The following is a 20,106-nucleotide window of genomic DNA, read 5'->3' as shown; positions in this document are numbered from 1 at the left end:
GCTAAGGGAACTGCAATTTCGGCATGACGCGGGCCGGCCTCCGATACCCAGATTGGCCGGCCCGCAGTCTGAGCATCAGTCCTTGAGGCCGATCATGCCGCGCATGTTGCCGCGCGAGGTCGCCTGCACCTCGAAGGGCAGTTTCTTCGAGTAGAAGAGCTGATAGCCCTGGTAGGAGACGATGTAATAGGGCAGGTCGCTCGCCAGCAGCGTTGCGGCCTTCTGGTAGGCTGCGGTGCGATCCGCCTGGGTGGTTGCCGAACGGCCCTGCTTCAGGAGATCATCGACTGCCGGATTGGAATATCCGCCCCAGTTGGTCGAGCCGCCGGTGGTCAGCTGGGCGAACAGGAGACGGTCCGGATCGACGATGTTCAGCCAGCCGAGCAGCGCGATCTGGTGCTGGCTCTTCTGCACGTAATTGGTGGAGAAGGACGGCCAGTCGCTGACCTGCGTCTTGGCATCGACGCCCGCGGCCTGGAAATTCGCCTGCATGAATTCGACCGTCTGGACGCGGTTGCTGTCTTCGCTATGGGTGGACAGAACGATGCTCAGCGGCTTGCCGCCCTTGTCGAGGATGCCGTCGCCATTGGTGTCCGCCCAGCCTTCTTCCTTGAAGAGCTTCTTGGCACCCTCGACGTCGAAGCCCGGCTGCTTGATGTCCTTCGAATAGGCCCAGGACGAGGGAAGGACTATCGAGGAAGCCACTGCGTCGACACCCTGGTAGATGTCGTTGACGATCGTTTTCTGGTCGATCAGCATCGAGAAGGCCTGCCGCATCTTCGGGCTGGAAAGCAACGGATCCTTGGTGTTGAAGTTGATGTAAGTCACGCCGAGGCCCGGCTGAACGACGGCGCCGAAACGCTTGTCCGCCTGCAGCCGCTTGATGTCCTGCGGTGCCAGCGGCGACTGGATAATGTCGAGGTCGCCGGCTTCGAAGGCCTGGGCGCGGGCCGAGCCGTCGCCGATGATCTTGATGTTGACCTTGTCGGCCTTCGGCTTCTCGCCCCAATAATTTGGATTGGGCTCGAGCTGGATGGCGCTGCCGCGCGTCCAGGAGGCGAATTTCATCGGGCCTGCGCCGACCGGTTTCAGTGCAATGTCCGTGCCGCCTTCGACCAGCGCCTTTGAAACGATGCCGATGTCGAGATAGCTGAGCAGCGGTGCATAGGGTGCCGAAAGCGTGAATTTCACCGTCTGAGGATCGACCGCTTCCACGGCCGAAATCGGCGTATAGAGCGCCCGCATCGGCGCGTTGAAATCCTTGTTCAGGATCGAGCTGAAGGTGAAGACGACGTCAGCGGCCGTCAGCGGGCTGCCGTCCGAGAATTTCAAGTTCGGGCGGAGCTTGAAGATCCAGGTCGTCGGGTTGGGGGTTTCCCAGCTTTCGGCGAGATCCGGCTTCGCTTCCAGGCTCGGTGTCGTATGGATCAGACCGGAATAGATGAGATCGATGACGCGGTAGGCGGTCGTGTCGCGGGCAAGGCGCGGGTCCAGCGTGCCGGCATCGACGTCTGTCCCGATGGTGACGGTCGCGGCATGCGCGGACGAAAGGGCGGCGAAGGAAAGTCCTGCAAGCAGGAACGTGGCTGTGATCGATAGTGCTTTGCTCATGTCTGTTCCCCTTATTGGTTTTGGTTCATTCAAAGCGTTGCTCGTATCAGCGGGTCTTGGTCCTCCGAGATGCGAGTTCGGAAACCCTGGCCGGCGCCTCGCCGTCCTTGATCTTGTTGTGGCGCAGTTCGGCAAGTGCCGGCGCAAGAAGGTTCTCAAGCACACCGGGATCGGGCGAATGGCGGTATTCGAAACAGCGTTTGTTCGGCCCGGCGAGATCGGCGACGTGATCGGCGCCGGAGGCGTAGATGACGACATCACAGCGGGCGATGATGTCGGCGAGATCGTCGGCATAGGACCATGCGACAGTAATGTCTGAAATATGCGGCGCGAACTCGCGCACACTCGGACGCATGATGGCGATGTAGTCCTTCAGCTGCGTGACAGCGGCAACCCGGGTGCGCGGATCGAGAAGTGCAAGCGACTGCCGTGTCCGCTCCGACGGGATGAAGCGGATCGCCAGGATATTGGCTTCCGGCACAAAACCGCGGATCTCCACCTCGCGATGGACGAAGGTCAGCACGAGGTCGGCATTGCGGCACTGCTCGCGGACTTCGGCGCTGTCGCGCACCTGATCGGCGGTGACCAGGCTGATGACGTCGTTTGCCGCAAGCGTCGGGCGGATCTGCTCGACATAGTCGCGCGCCGGCGCCTCGAAGATGCCGACGAAGACGATGTTCAGATGAACCCGCGGTTTCCTCAGCCGCGCCTGGGCCTGGACCATGGAGGCGAGCGTGACCGGCGAAATCCCCAGCCGTTCAGCCTTTTCGAGCAGACTGTCGATATCCGCGCTCAGCACGTTCGCCGGCGCCCCGCGACCGATCTGCCGGTTCGGCTCATAGACGGTAAAAGCCCCGAGACCAGCCCGGATCTCCACCAGCCCCTCGGCCCGGAGCTGTTTGTAGACTTCGGCCACCGTCATCGGCGCGATGTCCAGTTCGGCGGCCAGCTGACGCACCGACTGCAGTTTCACGCCCTTCGGCATGTCGCCAAAGGACAGCATGTAGGCCAGCAGTCCGTAGAGCTGCTTGCCGACCGGAACCGGGAGGGACCGGTCGATGCTGGAGGCATCGATGGTGAACATCTGTGTATCACTCGTTTGATACACCCACCGTAACATGGGATACGCCAATGGCAATCCCTTCGACAAAAATTTGCATATTTTCGCGGCAGAGCAATTGAATGCCTCGAAAGGCTTCAGTTATATAGCTTTCCCTAAGGGGACCGCTCTGCCGGCGGTCCTTCTTGAAGGGTGAGGTGTATCAATGGATTATGTCAATCTTGGTCGGTCTGGCCTGAAGGTCTCGCGCCTTGCGCTCGGCTGCATGACCTTCGGATCGAGCGAATGGGCGCCTTGGGTGCTGGGTTTCGAAGACAGTGCCAAGATCCTCCGCCAGGCGGTCGATCTCGGCATCAACTTCTTCGACACGGCGGACATGTATTCTCTCGGCAAGAGCGAGGAGATCACCGGCAGGGTGTTGCTGGACCTCGTTCCCCGCCACAAGCTTGTGATCGCGACGAAGCTTTTCCATCCGATGAGCAGCGATATCAACGACCGCGGCCTGTCACGCAAGCATATCCTCGACGCGGTCGACGGCAGCCTCAAGCGCCTCGGCACCGATCATATCGACCTCTACCAGTTGCACCGGTTCGACTACGGTACGCCTCTCGAAGAGACGCTGGAGGCTCTGAACGACGTCGTGCGGGCTGGCAAGGTCCGTTACCTCGGCGCGTCCTCCATGCATGCCTGGCAGTTCATGAAGGCGATCGGGCTGCAGCGGCAGAATGGCTGGGCGCAATTCGTCTCGATGCAGCCGCACTACAATCTCATCTATCGTGAAGAAGAGCGTGAAATGCTGCCTCTATGCCTCAGCGAAGGTGTGGGCGTCGTGCCCTGGAGTCCGCTTGCCCGTGGCCGGCTGGCCGGACGGGCTGCGGGTGAAACCACGCGCGGCCAGACCGACGGGACGGCGCGAGCCCTTTACGACCAGACGCAGGCTGCCGACGATGCGGTGATCACCGCCCTCAAGGCGGTGGCGAAGCGCCATGACAGACCGATGGCGCAGGTCGCCTATGCCTGGGTCGCGAGCCGCACGGCGGTGACTGCACCGATCGTCGGCATCTCGAAGCCGGCGCAGTTCGAGGATGCCGTGAAGGCGTTGGAGATCAGCCTCTCCCCCGAGGATGTCGCTGACCTCGAGCGTGACTATCTGCCGAAGCCGATTGCCGGCCACGTCTAGCCGCTGATAGGTTCAACAAGGGCGAAGTTGCCAGCTATTTCCGTGTCGTCAACTTGGCATGTCTATCGTTTGTGCTCGACGCGGTGCGTCTTGCGTGCACGCTCGTCAGGCTCACGCGAAGATCGGCACCCGGCACCACGCCCCTTGCTCAATCGCTGGAAGATATCAGCCGGGATCGGGACACGGGTATCGCCACCTTCGGATATGATCACCTGCTCGCGGGAAGTCTTCACCCACGATGAGCCTGCCCACCAACCGATCAGGATATCCACGCTGGCAAAAACCTCGCAAGCGAGATATCCAAAGGGATATCTCGCTCAAGGATTGGAGAGGAAGTCATGAACATTGATCGTCATTCCTGGATCAGCTACGCAGCAACGTCGGTGGCAGCCGCCTTCGTATCGCTCGCCGCGTTGGCTGCTCCTGCCGCGGCGCAGGAAAAAGTCACCGTCTTTGCAGCAGCCAGCATGAAGAACGCGCTCGACAACGCCAACAAGGCATGGGCGACCCAGGGTGGGGGGCAGGTCACCGTTTCCTATGCCGCAAGTTCCGCGCTCGCCAGGCAGATCGAAAACGGCGCGCCGGCCGACATCTTCATTTCGGCCGACCTCGACTGGATGAAATATCTCTCCGACAAGAAGCTCGTGAGGCAAGAGACCAGGTTCAACTGGCTCGGCAACCGCATCGTGCTGGTCGCCGCCAAGGACGCCGCCAAGCCGGTCGATATCAGGCCGGGCCTCGATCTCGCAGGCCTGCTCAAGGGCGGCAGGCTCGCCATGGGTGAGCCGAACGCGGTTCCGGCCGGCAAATACGGCAGGGCCTCGCTCGAAAAACTTGGGCTCTGGTCGTCGGTGGAAAAGAGCGTGGCAAGTGCCGAAAGCGTCCGCGCAGCACTCGCTTTCGTCTCGCGCGGCGAAGCGCCTTACGGCATCGTCTACCAGACGGACGCGGCGGCCGATCCGGGTGTCGCCATCGTCGGTACGTTCCCGGCCGACACCCACCCGTCGATCATCTATCCGATCGCCATCCTGTCGGAATCGAAGTCCAAGGATGCGCCCGCCTATCTCGACTATCTGAAATCCGCCAAGGCAGCGCCGTTCTTCGAAAAGGAAGGTTTTACGGTTCTGGAGTAGCCACAAGCACTCCGGCAACGCGCATCGAAACGGCCCCTTCCGGGCTGTTTTTCGTTTCCGGTCGGGCCGTTCTCAAAGGCGAGCCTATCCGCCCACCCCGGTCCGATTCTCGATTTCAACCGGTCTCACGCGATCGTTTGTTCTCGAATCCCGAACATTCCGTTTGGAAATCGTGCCCTAGCGACCTCGATCGGGCTTACCCATCTCCATGACCGGAAGCAGACAACGCGCTTCCGCAATATCACCGAGCGGGCGCCGGCTCCCAAACGGCCCCGTTTAGCAAACTAAGGAATACGACAATGAAAACCATTCTCTCCACTTTTGCCGCCGCCATGATCGCTTCGGCTTCCTTCGCCGGCGTCGCCCTTGCGGAAGGCGATTATTATCAGGGTGCGACCAAGGGACAGGCCGCGATACAGACCAACGACAAGATCGACAATGTCCGGACCGGCAGCATCGATCAGGTTCGCGCCGACGACAACCGCGGCGGCCAGCCGATCTTCAAGCATGAAAGCCGCGACAATCGCTAACGGCAGCTCATTCAAGATACCGAAATCGTCCGGCAGGCAGGTCGCAAACTTGAGCCCCGGACGAACTCTGAAAGGAATAGGACAATGAAGACTTCCATCTCCGCTATCGCCGCCATGATTGCCGCAGCTTCCTTCGCAGGCTCGGCTCTCGCCGAGGGCGACTATTATGAAGGTACCTCCAAGACGCACGCTTCCGCTCGGGTCGACGGCGGCAATGTAGACGGTGTCCGCACCGGCAGCATCCAGATCCGCGACAACGATCGCCAGGAAAGCCAGTCGATCTTCGGCAACACGACCCGCGACAACCGCTAATCCGTCGCGCATGAAAACCGAGGCTTCAGGGGCCTTCGTTCAGCAAACCACCTTGTGAATGCGATGGTGAAGGGAGAGCAGCGGTAGAACCGGCGCTCTCCCACCGCGTTTTTGAGAAAAAACAGTAACTTTTGTAGGAAGTCAAGCGAGATGACATTCCGGATCGAATGAAATCAATGGCTTACGGATAGGAAATCTTCCGCTGAAGACTAAAGTTCAGTGAAAGATGTCTCAGGCAGTAAGCCGCTGATATCGTTTAATATTCCCTTGTGGATTCAGATGCTGACAGTCCCGCAGGGGCGAGGGTTAAACTAATGAAGGCACCTTGCTGGACGACGGCAACCCGTTCGGTGGCGCTTCCACTGTAGACCTCTCACCAAGTCACCATCGGGTTCATTTTGGAATTCTCGGAGAAGGCGGTTAATCTGCGAGCGTCGAAGCTGGCCGGATTGGCACGGTCTCGAGCTTGCTAGGTAGGCTTCGGGACCATGCGTTCCGCGTCCGATCGGTGGACGATCAGGCAACCGATCTCCGAGTGGGGGGACGCGGGGGTTCCGCCGTATTGGCGGGCAAGTGCGTCCACTGACTTATGATGCAGGCCATGCTTCCTGCCGAACTGCCCGCGGCCATGTAGCGCTCTTCGAAATACTCAAGCGTCCCGCTGGAGAACAGGAAGCTGTTCTCTCTCACGCTGCGGAGTACCTTGCTTCACGAGCCAGGACAGGGTATCGCGGCGAATATTGAACCTCGCGCACGCCGAAGCCGCGTTCCAGTTTCTCCCGAACAGCGCTTCCCTGAATTCGCCCTGATCCACGAGAAGACCGTCCAGAAGCGACCCGGTTTCGGCATAAGCGATGCGGCGAAGCTTGCCGGAGAAGACAGCCTTCAATACCTCTCGGTGGTGCCCAGAAAGGCGAACAGGGCAGTGCGCAACGGCTACAGGCAGCGGCTCGACTTCTGTTCCCGGATCGACGACAGCGAATACCGCTGGCGCAAGCCCCGCTTGAGTTTCGTCCTCTCGACCTCCGGAAACAGAATTCCTTCCCGCGCGAGCCGCAGGCATTCGTCCCGCGTCCAGCCGAGGATACTGGCAGCCTGCGGGAGCTCGACAGTCCCGGCCAGCGGCTCGACGGCGGCCAGCGCCCTGGCGGAATCGATGAGGCCGGGTTTCTTTCAGGCCTCGAGAATTCCCTTGCGCTCGAGGAACTTGCGGACGGTTCCCTCGGCCCGGTCTCGGAAGCGACAGTTTTGAAAGTCATCCATCCCATGTCCTCGGTCGGCCCGAAGACGCGCCCTTTCCGGACAGCGGCACCGCCTTGACGGTCCGCTCGCGGACGGCGTCCTGATGGCGTCATACTCCGCGCCGCGATCCCGAAACGTGGAGATAGGCGTAAAGCTTGCCGTAAAGGCCGTGGGCGCCGCAGCGCGACCTCGGCGGATGCTGCGCTGCCAGCTGCCGCAGGACCTCGCCGACGCCCGCTTCGCCCCGCCTGAGGGCGAGATAGCCCGCGTTGGAGGCGAGGCTCAGCTCGTGCGGCGCGACCCCGCGGAAGCGCTGTCCGATGCGACTGGCCATCCCGAAAAGCTGGCACAGGTCGATCGCCGTCGAGAGCGATACCCTGTCCAGGACGTCTCCGTGCGACCGCTGTCCGGAAATCCGTTCCGCGACGAATTCGTCGAAGTCCGAACGGAAAGGCGGCGATCCGGCCACGGCGTCCTCGGCACCACGCAGATCGACCGCGCCAAGCACTGCGGCGATGTCCGGGCAGTTCAAGTTGGACCCATGAACCTGTGGCTGCTGCAGACGCCGTTCGTGACGACTGCAGGAGACGACTGAAGTCACCAGCCAGATCGACCTGAGATACCTGCGGGTGCCAGGCATCCGCGCGACGTCCTTGTCGTCGTCGGCGAGGCAGCACGGAACCTCGGAACCTCGGACACCTGGAAGTTTCCGTTCCGCAAATAGCTTTCCGCTTGCTGTTCGTTTGCCGATCGCCAAAGCGTATGTGCGGTTGGTTTCGACGGTCGCCTCGAAGATCGTCCCGCCCCGGCTGACCGCAGCGCCGAAAGCCTCGACCTTGTTCGCCTTGGGCAAGGTGCTGCACCCGGCGCAGATGACAAGCAAGCCGACGCCGACGAAGGCAGCATTCTTGTACATTTTGAAATCCCCCAATCCCAAGCACATGTCACATACAACCCGAGATTGCTTTCAGATCAAATCACAATCGATTGCCGTCCGGCCGAACGCGCAGCGCTCCAACGGCAGCGCGCGGCATCGCATGTCGATGTCAGGACGTTCACAATCCAGAGGTAGCCAGGAGCCTGAAGAACTCCACGAACTGCCATGCGGGTCGGGGCGGCCAACGCTACCCGCGAAATCTACAATACGGGCCTGGGCGAAAGCCGCATAAGCCGCATAACCGAGGCGAAGACCGACGACTGAAGGCCGAAAGGAGACAACATGCACGGGCTAGACGACGACGGGCAAACCCGGCACCTGGGCTCACCGCGCGCTGGGCAGCCGTCTGCGCCTGATGGCGAGAACGCGTTCGACGAAGCTCTTGAAGAGAGCTTTCCCGGCAGCGATCCCCTATCCCTCACGTCTTCCGTTCTCCGCGAAGGGGGCCGGATCCCGCCGTGCCTGGACATCCTCCGGAACGTTGAGGCTCGCGCCGCTAAGCCACCGTTAGGTCGGGGCCCCAATGGGTCCGCTGAAATCCGAGAAGAACCTCGGCTAGCCGCGATTGTCTCGCCCGCGCGCCGACCGAACCCACAGTCAGCGACCCGCTATGAAAAAAATAACAGAGGACCACAACGGAATGGCGCTCCTAGAACCTTCGAGAGCGGCTCATCTGGCGGCTCGCATCGGCCGCGTTCTCTTCGTCAACGGCGCGGACAGCCAGCATGTCTCGCGCGCGGTGGCCGGCGTCGCGGGAGACATGGGTCATGCCGCTCATGTGCTGGTCACTTCCGAGGCCGTCCTCGTCACCGTCGGCACTAATGAGCAGTTCTGCACCAAGGTCGGACAAGCGTTCTCGTCGCCTTCGGTCAACATGGGCAGGCTGACTGCGGTGAACGAGCTCCTCGAGGAGGTAAAGCTCGGCGAGCTTGACGCGGATGCGATCGAAGGTCGACTTGACGATATCGAGGCTTCGCGGGGCCGTTACCCGGTGGGCCTCGTCGTTCTTGGAGTGACGGTCACGACCGCTGCTCTGACCAAGCTGTTCGGCGCGACGTGGGCGGTTGTCGCCGCGTCGCTGGTTTCCGGCCTGGTCAGCGCGCTGCTTCGCAGGTGGATGCCGTCGGTATGGTCAAACCAGTTCGGCGACGCCTTCGTCGTTGCCATCCTCAGCGGATTGACAGCCGTAATCGTCTTGCGGTTCTATCCGGATGAGTCACCAGTTCTCGCGTTGACTGCCGCAGGCATGATCCTCGTGCCGGGGGTTCCGCTCATAAACGGAGTGCGCGAGGTCACATCGGGGTATGCCGGGAACGGCGTTGCTCGACTGACGACGGGCATCGCCACCGTCCTCGCGATAGGGTTCGCGCTCTTTACGGTCAGCTTCGTCACGGGCGCAGTTCTACCTGTCAACGCCGCTCCCGGAAGTCTGCAGGTCCCGGAGGATCTGCTTTTCGCGGGCCTCGCCGCAGTGGGTTTCGCCCTCCTATTCAACGTGCCGCCGAAGGCCATCTGTTTCTGCGTGATTGCGGGCATGACCAGCCACGGCCTGCGCACGCTGTTCGAACATGCCGGCCTCGCGCTGCCTATCAGCTCACTTCTGGGGGCGTTGTCCGCCGGGCTCATCGCCCGGCTCGGAGCGCAGATCCATGACGTGCCGGCGGTCGCTTTCGCGTTCCCGGGCGTCGTGGCGCTGATCCCCGGCTCCTACGGCTTCAGAGCCGGCATTGCCGGCCTGCAGATCATGGCTCAAGGAGCCGAAGCGTCACCAGCGCTGGTCGCCACGATGCTTTCGCTGATCATCACGACGATAGTGACGACGTCGGCGATCGCTATCGGTCTGGTTCTCGCTTTCTCGGGACCGGCGCAGGACGGCCGGCGCAGGTGAGGAAATGGCGGAGTGAATCGGCGCTTTGGATCCACCGGAAGCGAAAGCGCCGCGTCCTTCGCGATGCTCTAGGCGTTGATGAGTATCCCGATTTCTCGCGCGGCTCGACGCATGCTTTCGAGGTTGTCGTCGATGAAAGCCTGATGATCGATCTTCTCGCCGTAGGCGCTCATGTTGAGCACGGCTGACATCATGCCGTCGGCATTGGTGATCGGTACCGAAAGCGCCAGCAGGTCATGCTCCATCTCTCCGAATACGAAACTCCAGCCCTTATCCCTGGCCCGCCGCACTTCATCCTCGATGGCAGGAATGTCCGTAAGCGTTTTGCTGGTGAGCTTCTTGATGTCCGACCGCAGCAATAGCTGGCGCACCTTCTCGTCGTCGAACTGGGAGAAAAGAACTCTCCCCATCGACGTGCAGTATGCGGGAACCCGGATGCCCGCTCGCGCGCTCGCGAAAGAAGTGTGGTGAACCGATGACGTCTTCAGATGCAGGACGTCGCAGTCGTCGAGGATCGCGATGGAGCAGGAGTGACTGGACTGGCTGACGAGCCGGTCGATGACGCCTTGTGACAGATTGAAGATCGACGACGAGTTTATGTAGGCGAAGCCGAGATCAAGCACTCTCGGAGTGAGAGCGTATTTGCCGCCTTTGCCGACTATGTAGCCAAGGTTGATCAAGGTCAGGAGGTTGCGGCGCACGACGGCCCGGTCGAGCTTCGTGTACTCCGCGATGTCCGACAGGCTCTGCTCTTTCCTGGCGAAGTTAAAGGACTTGATTATGTTCAGGCCCCTGGCGAGCGACTGAACGTAGTTGTATCCGGGTTTCTGTTGGTCAGTGTCAGCTTTTTCCACCGGTTAATCCTGTTTTGCCTTCGGGTAAAATCACTTTTGTCGCGACGTCACGAAGATCGGCTCGCCGATCGTTCGTGACCATCGCAGGCTAATCGCATTCATCGGGCCTCAGGGCCTAATCTCCTTGAATACGCGAGCCACGCGTCGCTCTTGTCCCGGCTACGCCGCCGCCGGTTCATGAGGACGCAGGGCTTCGCTGGCACGCGAGCGCACCTTCAATGGGGGAGCGACTGCAGTTCAGCATTAAAAATTCTTAACAGCTTTTTCCCCTATTGACAATATGAAGACAATAAACGCACGATGTGTGCGTCATATAGCTGCCTTGTGCGATATTTGGCACCAACGATTAAATACGAGACCAAGATAGGCGGATTTTAGACATGACTGCTGATGGCTATGACGAACTGAAGCTCTACATCCACGGGGAGTGGCTTTCCGGCGGCGGCGGTTCGTCGCCCGTCTTCAACCCCGCGACCTTCGAGCTGCTTGGAGAGGTGCCTCTCGCGTCAAGCGAGCAGATCGAGATGGCTATCGAAAGCGCCTCCAGCGGCTACCGCGTGTGGAGCAAGATGACGCCTTTGGCGCGCGCGGCCGTACTCAAGAGAGCTGCAGATCTAATCCGCGAACGCGGGGAGCACATCAAGCGTCAGCTGACGCTCGAGGAAGGCAAGCCCCTTCACGAGTCCCACTACGAGGTCTACACGGCGGCCGACTACTTCGAATGGTTCGCGGAAGAGGGAAAGCGCGCCTATGGCCGCACCATTCCGGCGCGAAGCGCTGGCGCTCGCCAGACTGTCTACCGTGAGCCGATCGGACCTGTCGCGGCCTTTGCGCCCTGGAACTTCCCGGCGATCACCCCGACGCGGAAGATCGCCGCATCGCTGGCGGCAGGATGCGTCTGCATCATCAAGCCTGCCGAAGAGTGCCCGTCGACGGCCCTGGCCATCGTTAGGGCGCTCCACGACGCAGGGCTTCCAAAGGGAGTCGTGAACGTCCTGTTCGGAAATCCTCCGGAGATATCGGAGCGCCTGATCGCTTCCCCGCATATCAGGAAGATTTCGTTCACGGGCTCTCTCCCGGTGGGCCGCTTGTTAGGCCGCCTGGCTGCCGACCAGATCAAGCCGATTACGCTGGAACTCGGAGGACACGCGCCCGTGATGATATTCGACGACGCCGATGTTGACGGCATCATCGACCTGTCCGTTAAGGCGAAGTACCGCAACGCCGGGCAGGTCTGCCTCGCGCCGACACGGTTCCTGGTTCAGGAAGGCGTCTACGACCGGTTCGTCGACGGGTTCGTCGAACGCACCAAGGCGCTGAACGTCGGCAACGGTCTCGATGGCCAGACGGAGGTGGGGCCGATGGCGAACAAGCGGCGTCTGTCCGCAACCGCCGAGCTGGTCGACGACGCTGTGAAAAAGGGCGCGCGCGTTCGCGCCGGCGGTCCGTCGGAGCGTAACTCCGGCTATTTTTGGAACCCCACCGTCATCTCCGATCTGCCCGCAGATGCCAGGTTGATGAACGAGGAGCCGTTCTCCCCCATCGCGCTGATGGCTCCGTTCAAGTCCGTCGAAGATGCGGTGGTCGAGGCAAACCGGCTGCCTTACGGTTTGGCGGCCTATGCCTTCACCCGATCTCACAAGACGGCTCACGAGGTTGCTTCGAACGTCGAAGTCGCGATGTTCGGGGTCAACCAATACTCCATCACCGTTGCCGAAACCCCCTTCGGAGGGATCAAGGAAAGCGGGTTCGGTTCCGAAGGCGGGATCGAAGGGCTCCAGGGCTACATGGTGAACAAGTATACCAGCGAAGCCTTTGCCTAGAGCTTCGCGTCAACGAGCAACTGCCATCCGAAGAAAGGAATCGAAATGGCGACTGAAATGGAACTCAAGGATGCTGAAGCCGCGGCCAAGGAAGGTCGGCTGCTAATGAAAGAGGCGTTTGCCACGCGCGACCCGCATAAGATCGCAGCCCGTTTCTGCGCGGACGGCTCGTTTATCAACGGCCGCGGGCAGGTGCCCATGGGCGACGTCTACCAAGGCCACGAGGCGATCGCCGGCTACTTCGCGAAGCTCTTCGCCGACACTCCGGACGTCGCTTGGACTGAATCGGCGGAGCCGATCTTCTCGGGTAACAAGATCGTCGCTCAGTGGCGGCGGACCGCCACGACGAAGTCGGGCGAAAAGCTCGACTGGCTCGGGCTCGACATCTACACGTTCCGCGGCACCGAAGTGCTCTGCAAGGACACCTTTATCAAAGACGTAAAATAACAGCGCGAGGGATGTGTGGCCTCACGCATCCCTCGATAACAATCCAGAGGGCAATGATATGCTGAGAAGACTTCTTCTTTCGGCCGCGGTTTTCTCTGCGGTCTCGATTGGCTCCGCGGCTGCCGCCACGCTCAAAGTCGTGGCACACGCAGACCCCAAGATCCTCGACCCGACTTGGTCCACCAACTACATCAGCCGAAACCACGGCTACATGATCTATGACACGCTTTTCGCTGAAGACGAGAAGGGAGTAGTCCGTCCGCAGATGGCGGAGGGCTACACGCTCAGCGACGATCGCCTTACCTACACGATCACGTTGAGGGACGGTCTCAAGTGGCACGACGGCGCTGCGGTCACGACCGCTGACGTGGTCCCGTCCATCAAGCGGTGGGCTTCTGTCGACAGAGCCGGCCGCGCCCTCGCGGCTTTCATGAAGGACATCAAGGTCGTCGACGAGAAGACGTTCCAGATCGTCCTCAACGCTCCGTTCGGCCATGTCATCGAAGTGCTGGGGAAGGGCGACGCGAACGTGCCGTTCATCATGCCCGCGCGCGTTGCAGCCACTCCGGCCACGGAGCAGATCAAGGAGTACATCGGCTCGGGCCCGTTCAAGCTCGCACTCGGCGAGTGGAAGCCCGGGGAGCGGATCGTCTACCTCAAGAACGAAGACTACAAACCCCGCAGCGAGCCGCCGTCAGCATTCTCCGGCGGGAAGGTGGCTTACGTCGACCGGGTGGAATGGGTCACGATGCCAGACCAGTTCACTGCGGTGAACGCTCTCGTCGCCGGCGAAGTCGACATCATCGAGGCGCTTCAGCCGGATCTCTTCCCGGTCGTCGAATCCAAGAAGGACATCAAGCTCTTCCAGTGGAACGAGGCTGGACTTCAGAGCGTGCTGCGGTTCAACCACCTGCAGCCGCCGTTCAACAACGTCGAAGCGCGTCGCGCGGTGATGAGCGCGATCCAGCAGGACATGTTCATGACAGCCCAGCACGGCGATCCCCGCTTTTTCCGCCCCTGTAACGATCCCCTCGGGTGCGAGGTGGGAGAGAAAGGGCCCTACGGTGACCTCCTGCTAAAGCCTGACCTGCCCAAAGCGAAAGCGCTCCTGAAACAGTCGGGGTACAACGGCGCTCCGGTCGCCGTCCTTCACCAGACGGATCTGATCTCATCGAACAAGATGGCCCCGGTCTTGAGCAACGTGCTCACCAATGTCGGGTTCAAGATCGACGTGCAGTCGATGGATTCCCAAACCTACTTCGTCCGGAGAAACAACCGCGGGCCTGCTGGCAACGGCGGCTGGAACATCTTCTTCACCGTCAGCCTCATGTCGAACGTCCCCAACCCGATGTACAACATCTTCACCGACGCATCCTGCGAGAAAGCATTCGTCGGCTGGATGTGCGATCCAGAGCTTGAAACGATGCGACGGGCCTACGAGGTCGCGGGATCTCCCGAACAGGCAAAGCGGATCGCCGACCAGATTTCCAAGCGGATCGTCGATCAGGCTCACTTCGTGCCGATGGGCATCTACAATGTATTCGGTGCCTACCGGAACGACAGGGTGTCCGGTTGGCTCAAAGCACCTGCCGCCATCTTCTGGAACATCAAGAAAAGCCAGTGAAGTACCGGGAGCCCCCGGCCGCGACAAGGCCGGGGACGACGACAACGTCCTTTTGTAGTTGGAGCGATCGATGTTCAGTTATGCGATGCGGCGTTTTATAACGACGATACCTGTCTTGCTCGGGATCTCCGTTCTGGTCTTCCTGACGCTCCGGGTGTCGTCCGGAGACCCTGCCGCCATTCTCGGCGGAGACGCGGTCACGACAGAGCAGATCGAAGCTATCAGACAGCAGCTGGGCCTCGGAGAGCCTGTCTGGAAGCAATACCTGCTCTGGCTCTCTCACGCTTTACGCGGCGACTTCGGGGTGTCTTACTACTACAAGATGCCAGTCACGCAGCTCATCCTGTCACGCGTCGAACCGACGATGGTCCTCGCGGTCCTGACGCTTGCAGTATCAATCCTGATCGCGATCCCGCTCGGTACGGCGGCGGCGCTTAGAGCCGGCTCGATCGCGGACAGCCTCTCGACGGCAGTGGCCGTAGTCGGCTTTTCTGTTCCCGTGTTCGTGGTCGGCTACGCGCTCATCGGACTCTTCTCGATCAAGCTCGGCCTCACTCCGGTCCAGGGGTACCACCGACTGTCCGACGGCGCGCTGGCCACGCTTGCCAGCACCATCCTGCCGTCGCTGGCGCTCGCCACTGTCTACATCGGCCTTCTCACGCGCATAACCAGGGCAAGCGTGCTGGAAGTCCTCAATGCCGACTACGTCCGGACGGCGAAGGCGAAAGGCCTCATGCCGCTTCCGATCACCATAAAGCACGTTCTGCGCAACGCGGCAGCCCCTATCGTCACGGTGGTCGCGATGGGTTTCGCAAGCCTCATCAGCGGCGTCGTGGTCACCGAAAGCGTCTTCAATATTCCCGGTCTCGGGAGGCTGATGGTCGATGCGGTGCTGGCGCGCGACTACCCGTCCGTGCAGGCGATCATCCTGATTTTCACGGTCTTCTACGTCTTGATCAATCTTCTCGCGGACATCTCGTACGGGATCTTGGACCCGCGCGTCGCCAGCTGACACCCGCATCGTTGGATAGGAAAATGAAGAAACCAGTCCTTTCGCTATCGTACGCCATAGTGGCTGTCATCCTGCTGATGGCAATTCTCTCGCCCCTGATCGCGTCCGCGGATCCGAATTTCGTCGATCCGTTCAACCGCAACCTAGCTCCGCTCGCGTCGGTCAACACGGCTTTCCTCGAAGACAAGTCCGCTCGGCTAGCCGTATTCGGAACGGACGGGCTTGGACGAGATATCCTCAGCAGAATGGTCTACGGGGCGCGCACGTCGATCCTGATCGGATGCTCGGTCACGGTCGTCGCGGTTCTGCTGGGCACCCTCATCGGGCTGATCTGCGGCTCGTTCAGGAGCGCCGACGGCGTGATCATGCGCGTGATGGACGGCCTCATGGCAATTCCCGCCATCCTCCTCGCCATCGCGTTCATGACTGCAATCGGGAGCGGCGTGTGGACGGTGATCCTGGCTATCACGGTGGTCGAGGTGCCGAGGGTAGTTCGCCTCGTGCGGTCGGTGGTCCTTTCCGTGAGGCAGGAACCATACATCGAGGCGGCGGTATCGCTGGGAGTCCCGACGGGCCGTCTGCTCGCCCGCCACATCCTTCCCAACGCCGTCGGTCCTCTTACGGTCCTGGCAACGTTCATACTGAGCGCCGCCATCCTTCTGGAGGCCACCCTGTCCTTCCTCGGTCTGGGCATGCCGCAGGACGTACCGACTTGGGGCAACACGATCGCGGAAGGGCGCACCCTGTTCCAGATCCACCCCCATAACATCTGGATACCCGCGGCCTTCCTCTCTCTCACGGTCCTTAGCGTCAACGTTATCGGAGACGGCTTGCGCGACAAGCTCGACCCTAAGAACGCGTCCAGGGCCCGGTAGAACAGCGCGCCAGAATTCCGGAAAATGAACAGGCCTCTCAAGGTGGTACGTGCTTATGACAAACAAACTCCTCTCAGTGGTCGACGTTAGCGTCTCTTTCGGCAGCGGCCAGAAGTGGAAGCCCGTCACCAGCGATGTCAGCTTCGACATCGGCCACGGCGAAACGGTCGCCATTGTCGGTGAATCAGGCTCCGGCAAGAGCGTGACCGCCTTGTCGATCATGCGCCTGTTGCCGGAGCGGACGACACGCATCTCGGGACGCGTGGAGTTCGACGGCCGCGACCTGACGGCATACTCGAGCGCCCAGATGAGAGACGTCCGCGGCAACGAAATCGGGATGATTTTCCAGGAGCCCATGACGAGCCTCAACCCGACTATGTCGATCGGAGACCAGATCGGCGAGGTGCTGGTCCGCCATCGGGGCCTCTCCCGCGCCAGAGCGCGCAAAGACGTGCTCGAACTTCTGGCGCGAGTGAAAATCCCCGCAGCGGAACGCCGGATTGACGAGTATCCCCATAACTTCTCCGGCGGGATGAGGCAGCGCGTGATGATCGCGATGGCGCTCGCCTGCAAACCGAAGCTTCTCATCGCCGACGAACCGACGACCGCCCTCGACGTCACGATCCAGAACCAGATCCTCCAGCTCATCAAGGAACTGCAGGAGGAAGAGAAGATGGCGGTGATGTTCATCACGCACGACATGGGAGTGGTCGCCGAAACCGCCGACCGGACTGTCGTCATGTATAACGGCCGGGTGGTCGAGCGGGGCGAGACGTCCCGGATATTCTTCCAATCGGAAGAACCCTACACCAAGAGGCTTCTCGCTGCCGTCGCGCCGCTCGACGCCTCGCGGTTCAAAAACCGTCCGGTGCGTTATGCCGAGTACGGGTCCGATGGAAGCATCTCCAGGCTGGAGGAGGAACAAGCAGACACGGTAGATGGAACCTCAACACCGGCGCTGTCGGTCGAGAACCTCACGACGCGCTTCGTGATCCGCGACAAGCTCTTCAAGCGAGCTGTTGGCAAGGTCCACGCGGTCGAGAACGTGACCTTCTCCATCCAGCCGGGGGAGACTCTGTCCCTGGTCGGCGAATCCGGGTGCGGGAAGTCAACGACAGGCCGATCCATCTTGCAGCTCGTCAAGCCCGTCTCGGGCACTATCCGGCTGTTCGGGCGCGATCTCAGCAACCTCAGCGGGGCGGACTTGAGAGCTGAGCGCCAGTCCCTGCAGATGGTCTTCCAGGATCCGTTCGCCAGCCTGAACCCCCGCTTCACTATCGAAGATGCCTTGGTGGAGCCCATGCGCTGCGCTGGCGTCGATACGGTGACAGCGCTTTCCAAGGTGCCCGAGCTCCTGACCCTCGTCGGCCTGAACCCCGAAATGGCCAACAGGTATCCCCACGAGTTTTCGGGAGGCCAGAGGCAGCGGATATGCATCGCGAGGGCGCTGTCCGTGTCGCCGAAGGTCATCGTCGCCGACGAAGCCGTCTCCGCGCTGGACGTGTCCGTCAAGGCGCAGATCGTGAACCTTCTCCTGGATCTCCAGCAAAGGCTCGGCCTGTCGTACCTGTTCATCTCCCACGATATGACGGTGGTCGAGCGGGTAAGCCACAGGGTAGCCGTCATGTATCTCGGCGAGATCGTCGAGATCGGGCCCCGCGCGGAGGTTCTGGGCAATCCGCGCCACCCGTATACCCGCCGCCTCTTGAGCGCGGTTCCGATCGCCGACCCGTCTCGCCGCGGCCAGCGAGCGGCCGGCGGGTTTCACGAAATCAAGAACCCGATCCGGGACGTCGATTATGTCTCGCCCCCAAGAGAATACCAGCAGGTGAGCGACACCCACTACGTCATGGCTGAATCATGACGTGCGGATCTCCGCCATCGAATAGAAGAAGAGGAACTGCCGTGGACACGATCAATGCATATGCCGTGGAATATTGCCGACCTGTCGAAGATGCCGTTTCCGACCGATACGGCGAGGGACATGGCATCTCGACGCCCGAAAACCCCGTCATCGACCACATGCTGATGCACAGGACGATACGCAGGTTCACGTCTGATCCCGTGGCCGAAGATGACGTGCGGACGGCGATCGCCGCGGCGCAGTCCGCCGCGACGTCGTCGCATCTCCAGAGCTGGAGCGTCGTGAAAATCTCGGATCCGGCGCACAAGCGCGAAGTGAACGCGCTTTGCGGAAACCAGGGCCAGATCGAAGCCGCGCCCCTTATGCTCGTGTGGCTTTCCGATCAGAGCCGCAACCACGCGATCGGCGGAGAAGAGGCGGTCCCCCGCGAAGGGTTCGAATATTTCGAGGCCAGCCTCCTCGGGATAGTGGACTCCTGCATAGCGGCGCAGAACGCGGCTCTCGCGTTCGAGGCGCTTGGCTACGGTACGTGCTACATCGGGGCCGTCAGAAACAACGCTGCGAAGCTGGCAACGCTTCTCAATCTTCCGGATCGCTGCTTCCCCGTCACGGGTCTAGTCGTCGGCAGGCCCGACCCGAGCCACGACACCGACATAAAGCCAAGACTGCGCCAGGAAGTGGTCGTCCACGACGAGACTTACAGGACAGCGGACTTCGACGAGATCAGGGCCTACAACCGGGTCATGAACGAGTTCCAGGAAAAGCAGCGCCTGTCTCCGGTCGACTGGTCGAACAAGGTTGCCGTCCGCCTGAGCGGGAAGAGCTCTCTGCACGGTCGGGATCGTTACATGGAGTACTTGCGGTCCGTCAACGCGGGAAGCCTGTGACGGGATGGGCAAACCGGGAAGGCGTAAGTAGGTTTGAGTGGTGCCCCTAACGCCACACTCCATTGACAACGCGCGGAGAGGGCTGTGCACTCCCGCGCCGGATGGATCGGATTGGCAACCTCCACATACCGAGGTCACCGCCGACCTCGTCGCCGTTGACGAAGAAGATGTCGCCCGCCATCGCTTTCGACGCTTCTATTTCGACTTCGGCTGCATCCAGCGCTTCCGCTTGTTGTTCGCCTTCTGAGCCATCAGGTTGGCAGACCTCGTAGCGGCGAAGCCCGCCGGGCGGGTCAAACACCTCGCTTTCCTCCCCAAGCGAGACGCCGGCGCTGGGGAGCGAGGTCCCGATCTGCACGTTGTTGATGCAAGACGACCCGATGGGGCAGGGCTTGCCTTAACCAGTTTCACCCATTTTGGCCCGCCGACGAGTATCGCAAAGTACATGACGCCTGCTTTGCCTCGCGAACCCCGCTTTCCAGCAATGCGTCGAAGAAGACGCGATGCGTCTGCCGCCAAGGGTGGACGTGGCGGTCGCAGTAGTGGTCGTGGATGATCGCCGCCTTGATGAAAGCGGCCTCGAATGGCTGGCCTACAAATGGTCTGTCCCAGGGCGGAATGGATGCGCCGTCCGTCAGCAGTCCGGCTCTCGCCATCCAGCCCAATCCCCACAGGTCGACATAGCCGAACTCTTTCTCGACAGTGCAAAATCCTTCCGCCTCACACCCGACAGGAACGAGCTTCAGTTCTCCGACGAACGCGGCAAGAGATGGCGACGCGAAGGTGAGCGCGATCACTCCCCAGCAGACAAGGCGTCTGGTGATCAT

Annotated in this window: 19 protein-coding genes; 12 read left to right on the top strand and 7 right to left on the bottom strand. The window is 61.1% G+C overall.

What is annotated here, in order from left to right:
- Window positions 1-75: 75 nt before the first annotated feature.
- Window positions 76-1,611 (bottom strand): ABC transporter substrate-binding protein, encoded by a 1,536-nt coding sequence (locus GQ59_RS18245; RefSeq protein ID WP_037083783.1) that lies wholly within the window; start codon window positions 1,609-1,611, stop codon window positions 76-78.
- Window positions 1,612-1,657: 46 nt separating this feature from the next.
- Window positions 1,658-2,695, bottom strand: a complete 1,038-nt coding sequence (locus GQ59_RS18240; protein ID WP_037083781.1) for a GntR family transcriptional regulator — start codon at window positions 2,693-2,695, stop codon at window positions 1,658-1,660.
- Between the two features lie 181 nt (window positions 2,696-2,876).
- Between GQ59_RS18240 and GQ59_RS18235 the strand changes: the two genes are divergently transcribed.
- The 4 genes from GQ59_RS18235 (at window position 2,877) to GQ59_RS18220 (ending at window position 5,826) form a co-directional block, all read left to right on the top strand.
- Window positions 2,877-3,851, top strand: coding sequence for an aldo/keto reductase (locus tag GQ59_RS18235; protein WP_037083780.1), 975 nt, complete (start codon window positions 2,877-2,879; stop codon window positions 3,849-3,851).
- A 338-nt stretch (window positions 3,852-4,189) separates the two neighbouring features.
- Window positions 4,190-4,984 (top strand): molybdate ABC transporter substrate-binding protein, encoded by a 795-nt coding sequence (gene modA, locus GQ59_RS18230; protein WP_037083778.1) that lies wholly within the window; start codon window positions 4,190-4,192, stop codon window positions 4,982-4,984.
- Window positions 4,985-5,283: 299 nt separating this feature from the next.
- A complete protein-coding gene (locus GQ59_RS18225) occupies window positions 5,284-5,514 on the top strand; it encodes a hypothetical protein (protein WP_037083777.1) in 231 nt (76 codons plus the stop codon).
- A gap of 84 nt (window positions 5,515-5,598) precedes the next feature.
- Window positions 5,599-5,826 (top strand): hypothetical protein, encoded by a 228-nt coding sequence (locus GQ59_RS18220; protein ID WP_037083776.1) that lies wholly within the window; start codon window positions 5,599-5,601, stop codon window positions 5,824-5,826.
- 649 nt (window positions 5,827-6,475) lie between these two features.
- Here the strand turns inward: GQ59_RS18220 and GQ59_RS18215 are convergent.
- Both GQ59_RS18215 and GQ59_RS18210 read right to left on the bottom strand, forming a co-directional pair.
- Window positions 6,476-6,715: a hypothetical protein gene (locus GQ59_RS18215; protein WP_037083775.1), complete on the bottom strand. Its 240-nt coding sequence runs from the start codon at window positions 6,713-6,715 to the stop codon at window positions 6,476-6,478.
- 462 nt (window positions 6,716-7,177) lie between these two features.
- Complete coding sequence (locus GQ59_RS18210) at window positions 7,178-7,984, bottom strand: hypothetical protein (RefSeq protein ID WP_037083774.1); 807 nt, start codon at window positions 7,982-7,984, stop codon at window positions 7,178-7,180.
- Between the two features lie 661 nt (window positions 7,985-8,645).
- On the opposite strand from GQ59_RS18210, the gene GQ59_RS18205 reads away from it, so the two are divergent.
- Window positions 8,646-9,893 carry a threonine/serine exporter family protein gene (locus GQ59_RS18205; RefSeq protein ID WP_037083773.1) on the top strand — a complete coding sequence of 416 codons (1,248 nt, stop codon included), beginning with the start codon at window positions 8,646-8,648 and terminating at the stop codon, window positions 9,891-9,893.
- A gap of 68 nt (window positions 9,894-9,961) precedes the next feature.
- On the opposite strand, the gene GQ59_RS18200 is transcribed toward GQ59_RS18205, so the two are convergent.
- Window positions 9,962-10,747 carry an IclR family transcriptional regulator domain-containing protein gene (locus tag GQ59_RS18200; protein ID WP_037083772.1) on the bottom strand — a complete coding sequence of 262 codons (786 nt, stop codon included), beginning with the start codon at window positions 10,745-10,747 and terminating at the stop codon, window positions 9,962-9,964.
- A 380-nt stretch (window positions 10,748-11,127) separates the two neighbouring features.
- On the opposite strand from GQ59_RS18200, the gene GQ59_RS18195 reads away from it, so the two are divergent.
- The 7 genes from GQ59_RS18195 to GQ59_RS18165 all read left to right on the top strand — a co-directional run bounded on the left by GQ59_RS18195 (window position 11,128) and on the right by GQ59_RS18165 (window position 19,279).
- Window positions 11,128-12,570 (top strand): NAD-dependent succinate-semialdehyde dehydrogenase, encoded by a 1,443-nt coding sequence (locus GQ59_RS18195; RefSeq protein ID WP_037083771.1) that lies wholly within the window; start codon window positions 11,128-11,130, stop codon window positions 12,568-12,570.
- 45 nt (window positions 12,571-12,615) lie between these two features.
- Window positions 12,616-13,017 (top strand): nuclear transport factor 2 family protein, encoded by a 402-nt coding sequence (locus GQ59_RS18190; protein WP_037083770.1) that lies wholly within the window; start codon window positions 12,616-12,618, stop codon window positions 13,015-13,017.
- A 58-nt stretch (window positions 13,018-13,075) separates the two neighbouring features.
- Entirely contained in the window at window positions 13,076-14,641 is a 1,566-nt protein-coding gene (locus tag GQ59_RS18185; protein WP_037083769.1) for an ABC transporter substrate-binding protein, read from the top strand.
- 70 nt (window positions 14,642-14,711) lie between these two features.
- The gene (locus GQ59_RS18180; RefSeq protein WP_037083767.1) at window positions 14,712-15,653 is read left to right on the top strand and encodes an ABC transporter permease; all 942 of its coding nucleotides are present in this window, start codon (window positions 14,712-14,714) and stop codon (window positions 15,651-15,653) included.
- Window positions 15,654-15,676: 23 nt separating this feature from the next.
- Window positions 15,677-16,528, top strand: coding sequence for an ABC transporter permease (locus GQ59_RS18175; RefSeq protein WP_051904055.1), 852 nt, complete (start codon window positions 15,677-15,679; stop codon window positions 16,526-16,528).
- Window positions 16,529-16,583: 55 nt separating this feature from the next.
- Window positions 16,584-18,392 (top strand): ABC transporter ATP-binding protein, encoded by a 1,809-nt coding sequence (locus GQ59_RS18170; RefSeq protein WP_051904054.1) that lies wholly within the window; start codon window positions 16,584-16,586, stop codon window positions 18,390-18,392.
- Window positions 18,393-18,433: 41 nt separating this feature from the next.
- Window positions 18,434-19,279, top strand: a complete 846-nt coding sequence (locus GQ59_RS18165; protein WP_051904053.1) for a nitroreductase family protein — start codon at window positions 18,434-18,436, stop codon at window positions 19,277-19,279.
- A 46-nt stretch (window positions 19,280-19,325) separates the two neighbouring features.
- Here GQ59_RS18165 and GQ59_RS30660 read toward each other — a convergent pair whose 3' ends face one another.
- Both GQ59_RS30660 and GQ59_RS18160 read right to left on the bottom strand, forming a co-directional pair.
- The gene (locus tag GQ59_RS30660) at window positions 19,326-19,580 is read right to left on the bottom strand and encodes a hypothetical protein (protein ID WP_152564378.1); all 255 of its coding nucleotides are present in this window, start codon (window positions 19,578-19,580) and stop codon (window positions 19,326-19,328) included.
- 106 nt (window positions 19,581-19,686) lie between these two features.
- Window positions 19,687-20,106 (bottom strand): DUF1353 domain-containing protein, encoded by a 420-nt coding sequence (locus GQ59_RS18160; protein ID WP_051904051.1) that lies wholly within the window; start codon window positions 20,104-20,106, stop codon window positions 19,687-19,689.

It is taken from the genome of Neorhizobium vignae (assembly GCF_000732195.1).
Lineage (GTDB): Bacteria > Pseudomonadota > Alphaproteobacteria > Rhizobiales > Rhizobiaceae > Neorhizobium > Neorhizobium vignae.
The sequence above is the reverse complement of the archived record's forward strand: the minus strand, read 5'-3'. Positions and strand labels throughout refer to the sequence as shown.

Bases quoted from the DNA above. Each gene is read 5' to 3' on its own strand.
- modA (WP_037083778.1), top strand. From the start codon at position 4,190: ATGAACATTGATCGTCATTCCTGGATCAGCTACGCAGCAACGTCGGTG.
- GQ59_RS18225 (WP_037083777.1), top strand. From the start codon at position 5,284: ATGAAAACCATTCTCTCCACTTTTGCCGCCGCCATGATCGCTTCGGCT.
- GQ59_RS18175 (WP_051904055.1), top strand. From the start codon at position 15,677: ATGAAGAAACCAGTCCTTTCGCTATCGTACGCCATAGTGGCTGTCATC.
- GQ59_RS18195 (WP_037083771.1), top strand. From the start codon at position 11,128: ATGACTGCTGATGGCTATGACGAACTGAAGCTCTACATCCACGGGGAG.
- GQ59_RS18170 (WP_051904054.1), top strand. From the start codon at position 16,584: ATGACAAACAAACTCCTCTCAGTGGTCGACGTTAGCGTCTCTTTCGGC.
- GQ59_RS18180 (WP_037083767.1), top strand. From the start codon at position 14,712: ATGTTCAGTTATGCGATGCGGCGTTTTATAACGACGATACCTGTCTTG.
- GQ59_RS18190 (WP_037083770.1), top strand. From the start codon at position 12,616: ATGGCGACTGAAATGGAACTCAAGGATGCTGAAGCCGCGGCCAAGGAA.
- GQ59_RS18160 (WP_051904051.1), bottom strand. From the start codon at position 20,106: ATGATCACCAGACGCCTTGTCTGCTGGGGAGTGATCGCGCTCACCTTC.
- GQ59_RS18245 (WP_037083783.1), bottom strand. From the start codon at position 1,611: ATGAGCAAAGCACTATCGATCACAGCCACGTTCCTGCTTGCAGGACTT.
- GQ59_RS18205 (WP_037083773.1), top strand. From the start codon at position 8,646: ATGGCGCTCCTAGAACCTTCGAGAGCGGCTCATCTGGCGGCTCGCATC.
- GQ59_RS18210 (WP_037083774.1), bottom strand. From the start codon at position 7,984: ATGTACAAGAATGCTGCCTTCGTCGGCGTCGGCTTGCTTGTCATCTGC.
- GQ59_RS18185 (WP_037083769.1), top strand. From the start codon at position 13,076: ATGCTGAGAAGACTTCTTCTTTCGGCCGCGGTTTTCTCTGCGGTCTCG.
- GQ59_RS18235 (WP_037083780.1), top strand. From the start codon at position 2,877: ATGGATTATGTCAATCTTGGTCGGTCTGGCCTGAAGGTCTCGCGCCTT.
- GQ59_RS18240 (WP_037083781.1), bottom strand. From the start codon at position 2,695: ATGTTCACCATCGATGCCTCCAGCATCGACCGGTCCCTCCCGGTTCCG.
- GQ59_RS18220 (WP_037083776.1), top strand. From the start codon at position 5,599: ATGAAGACTTCCATCTCCGCTATCGCCGCCATGATTGCCGCAGCTTCC.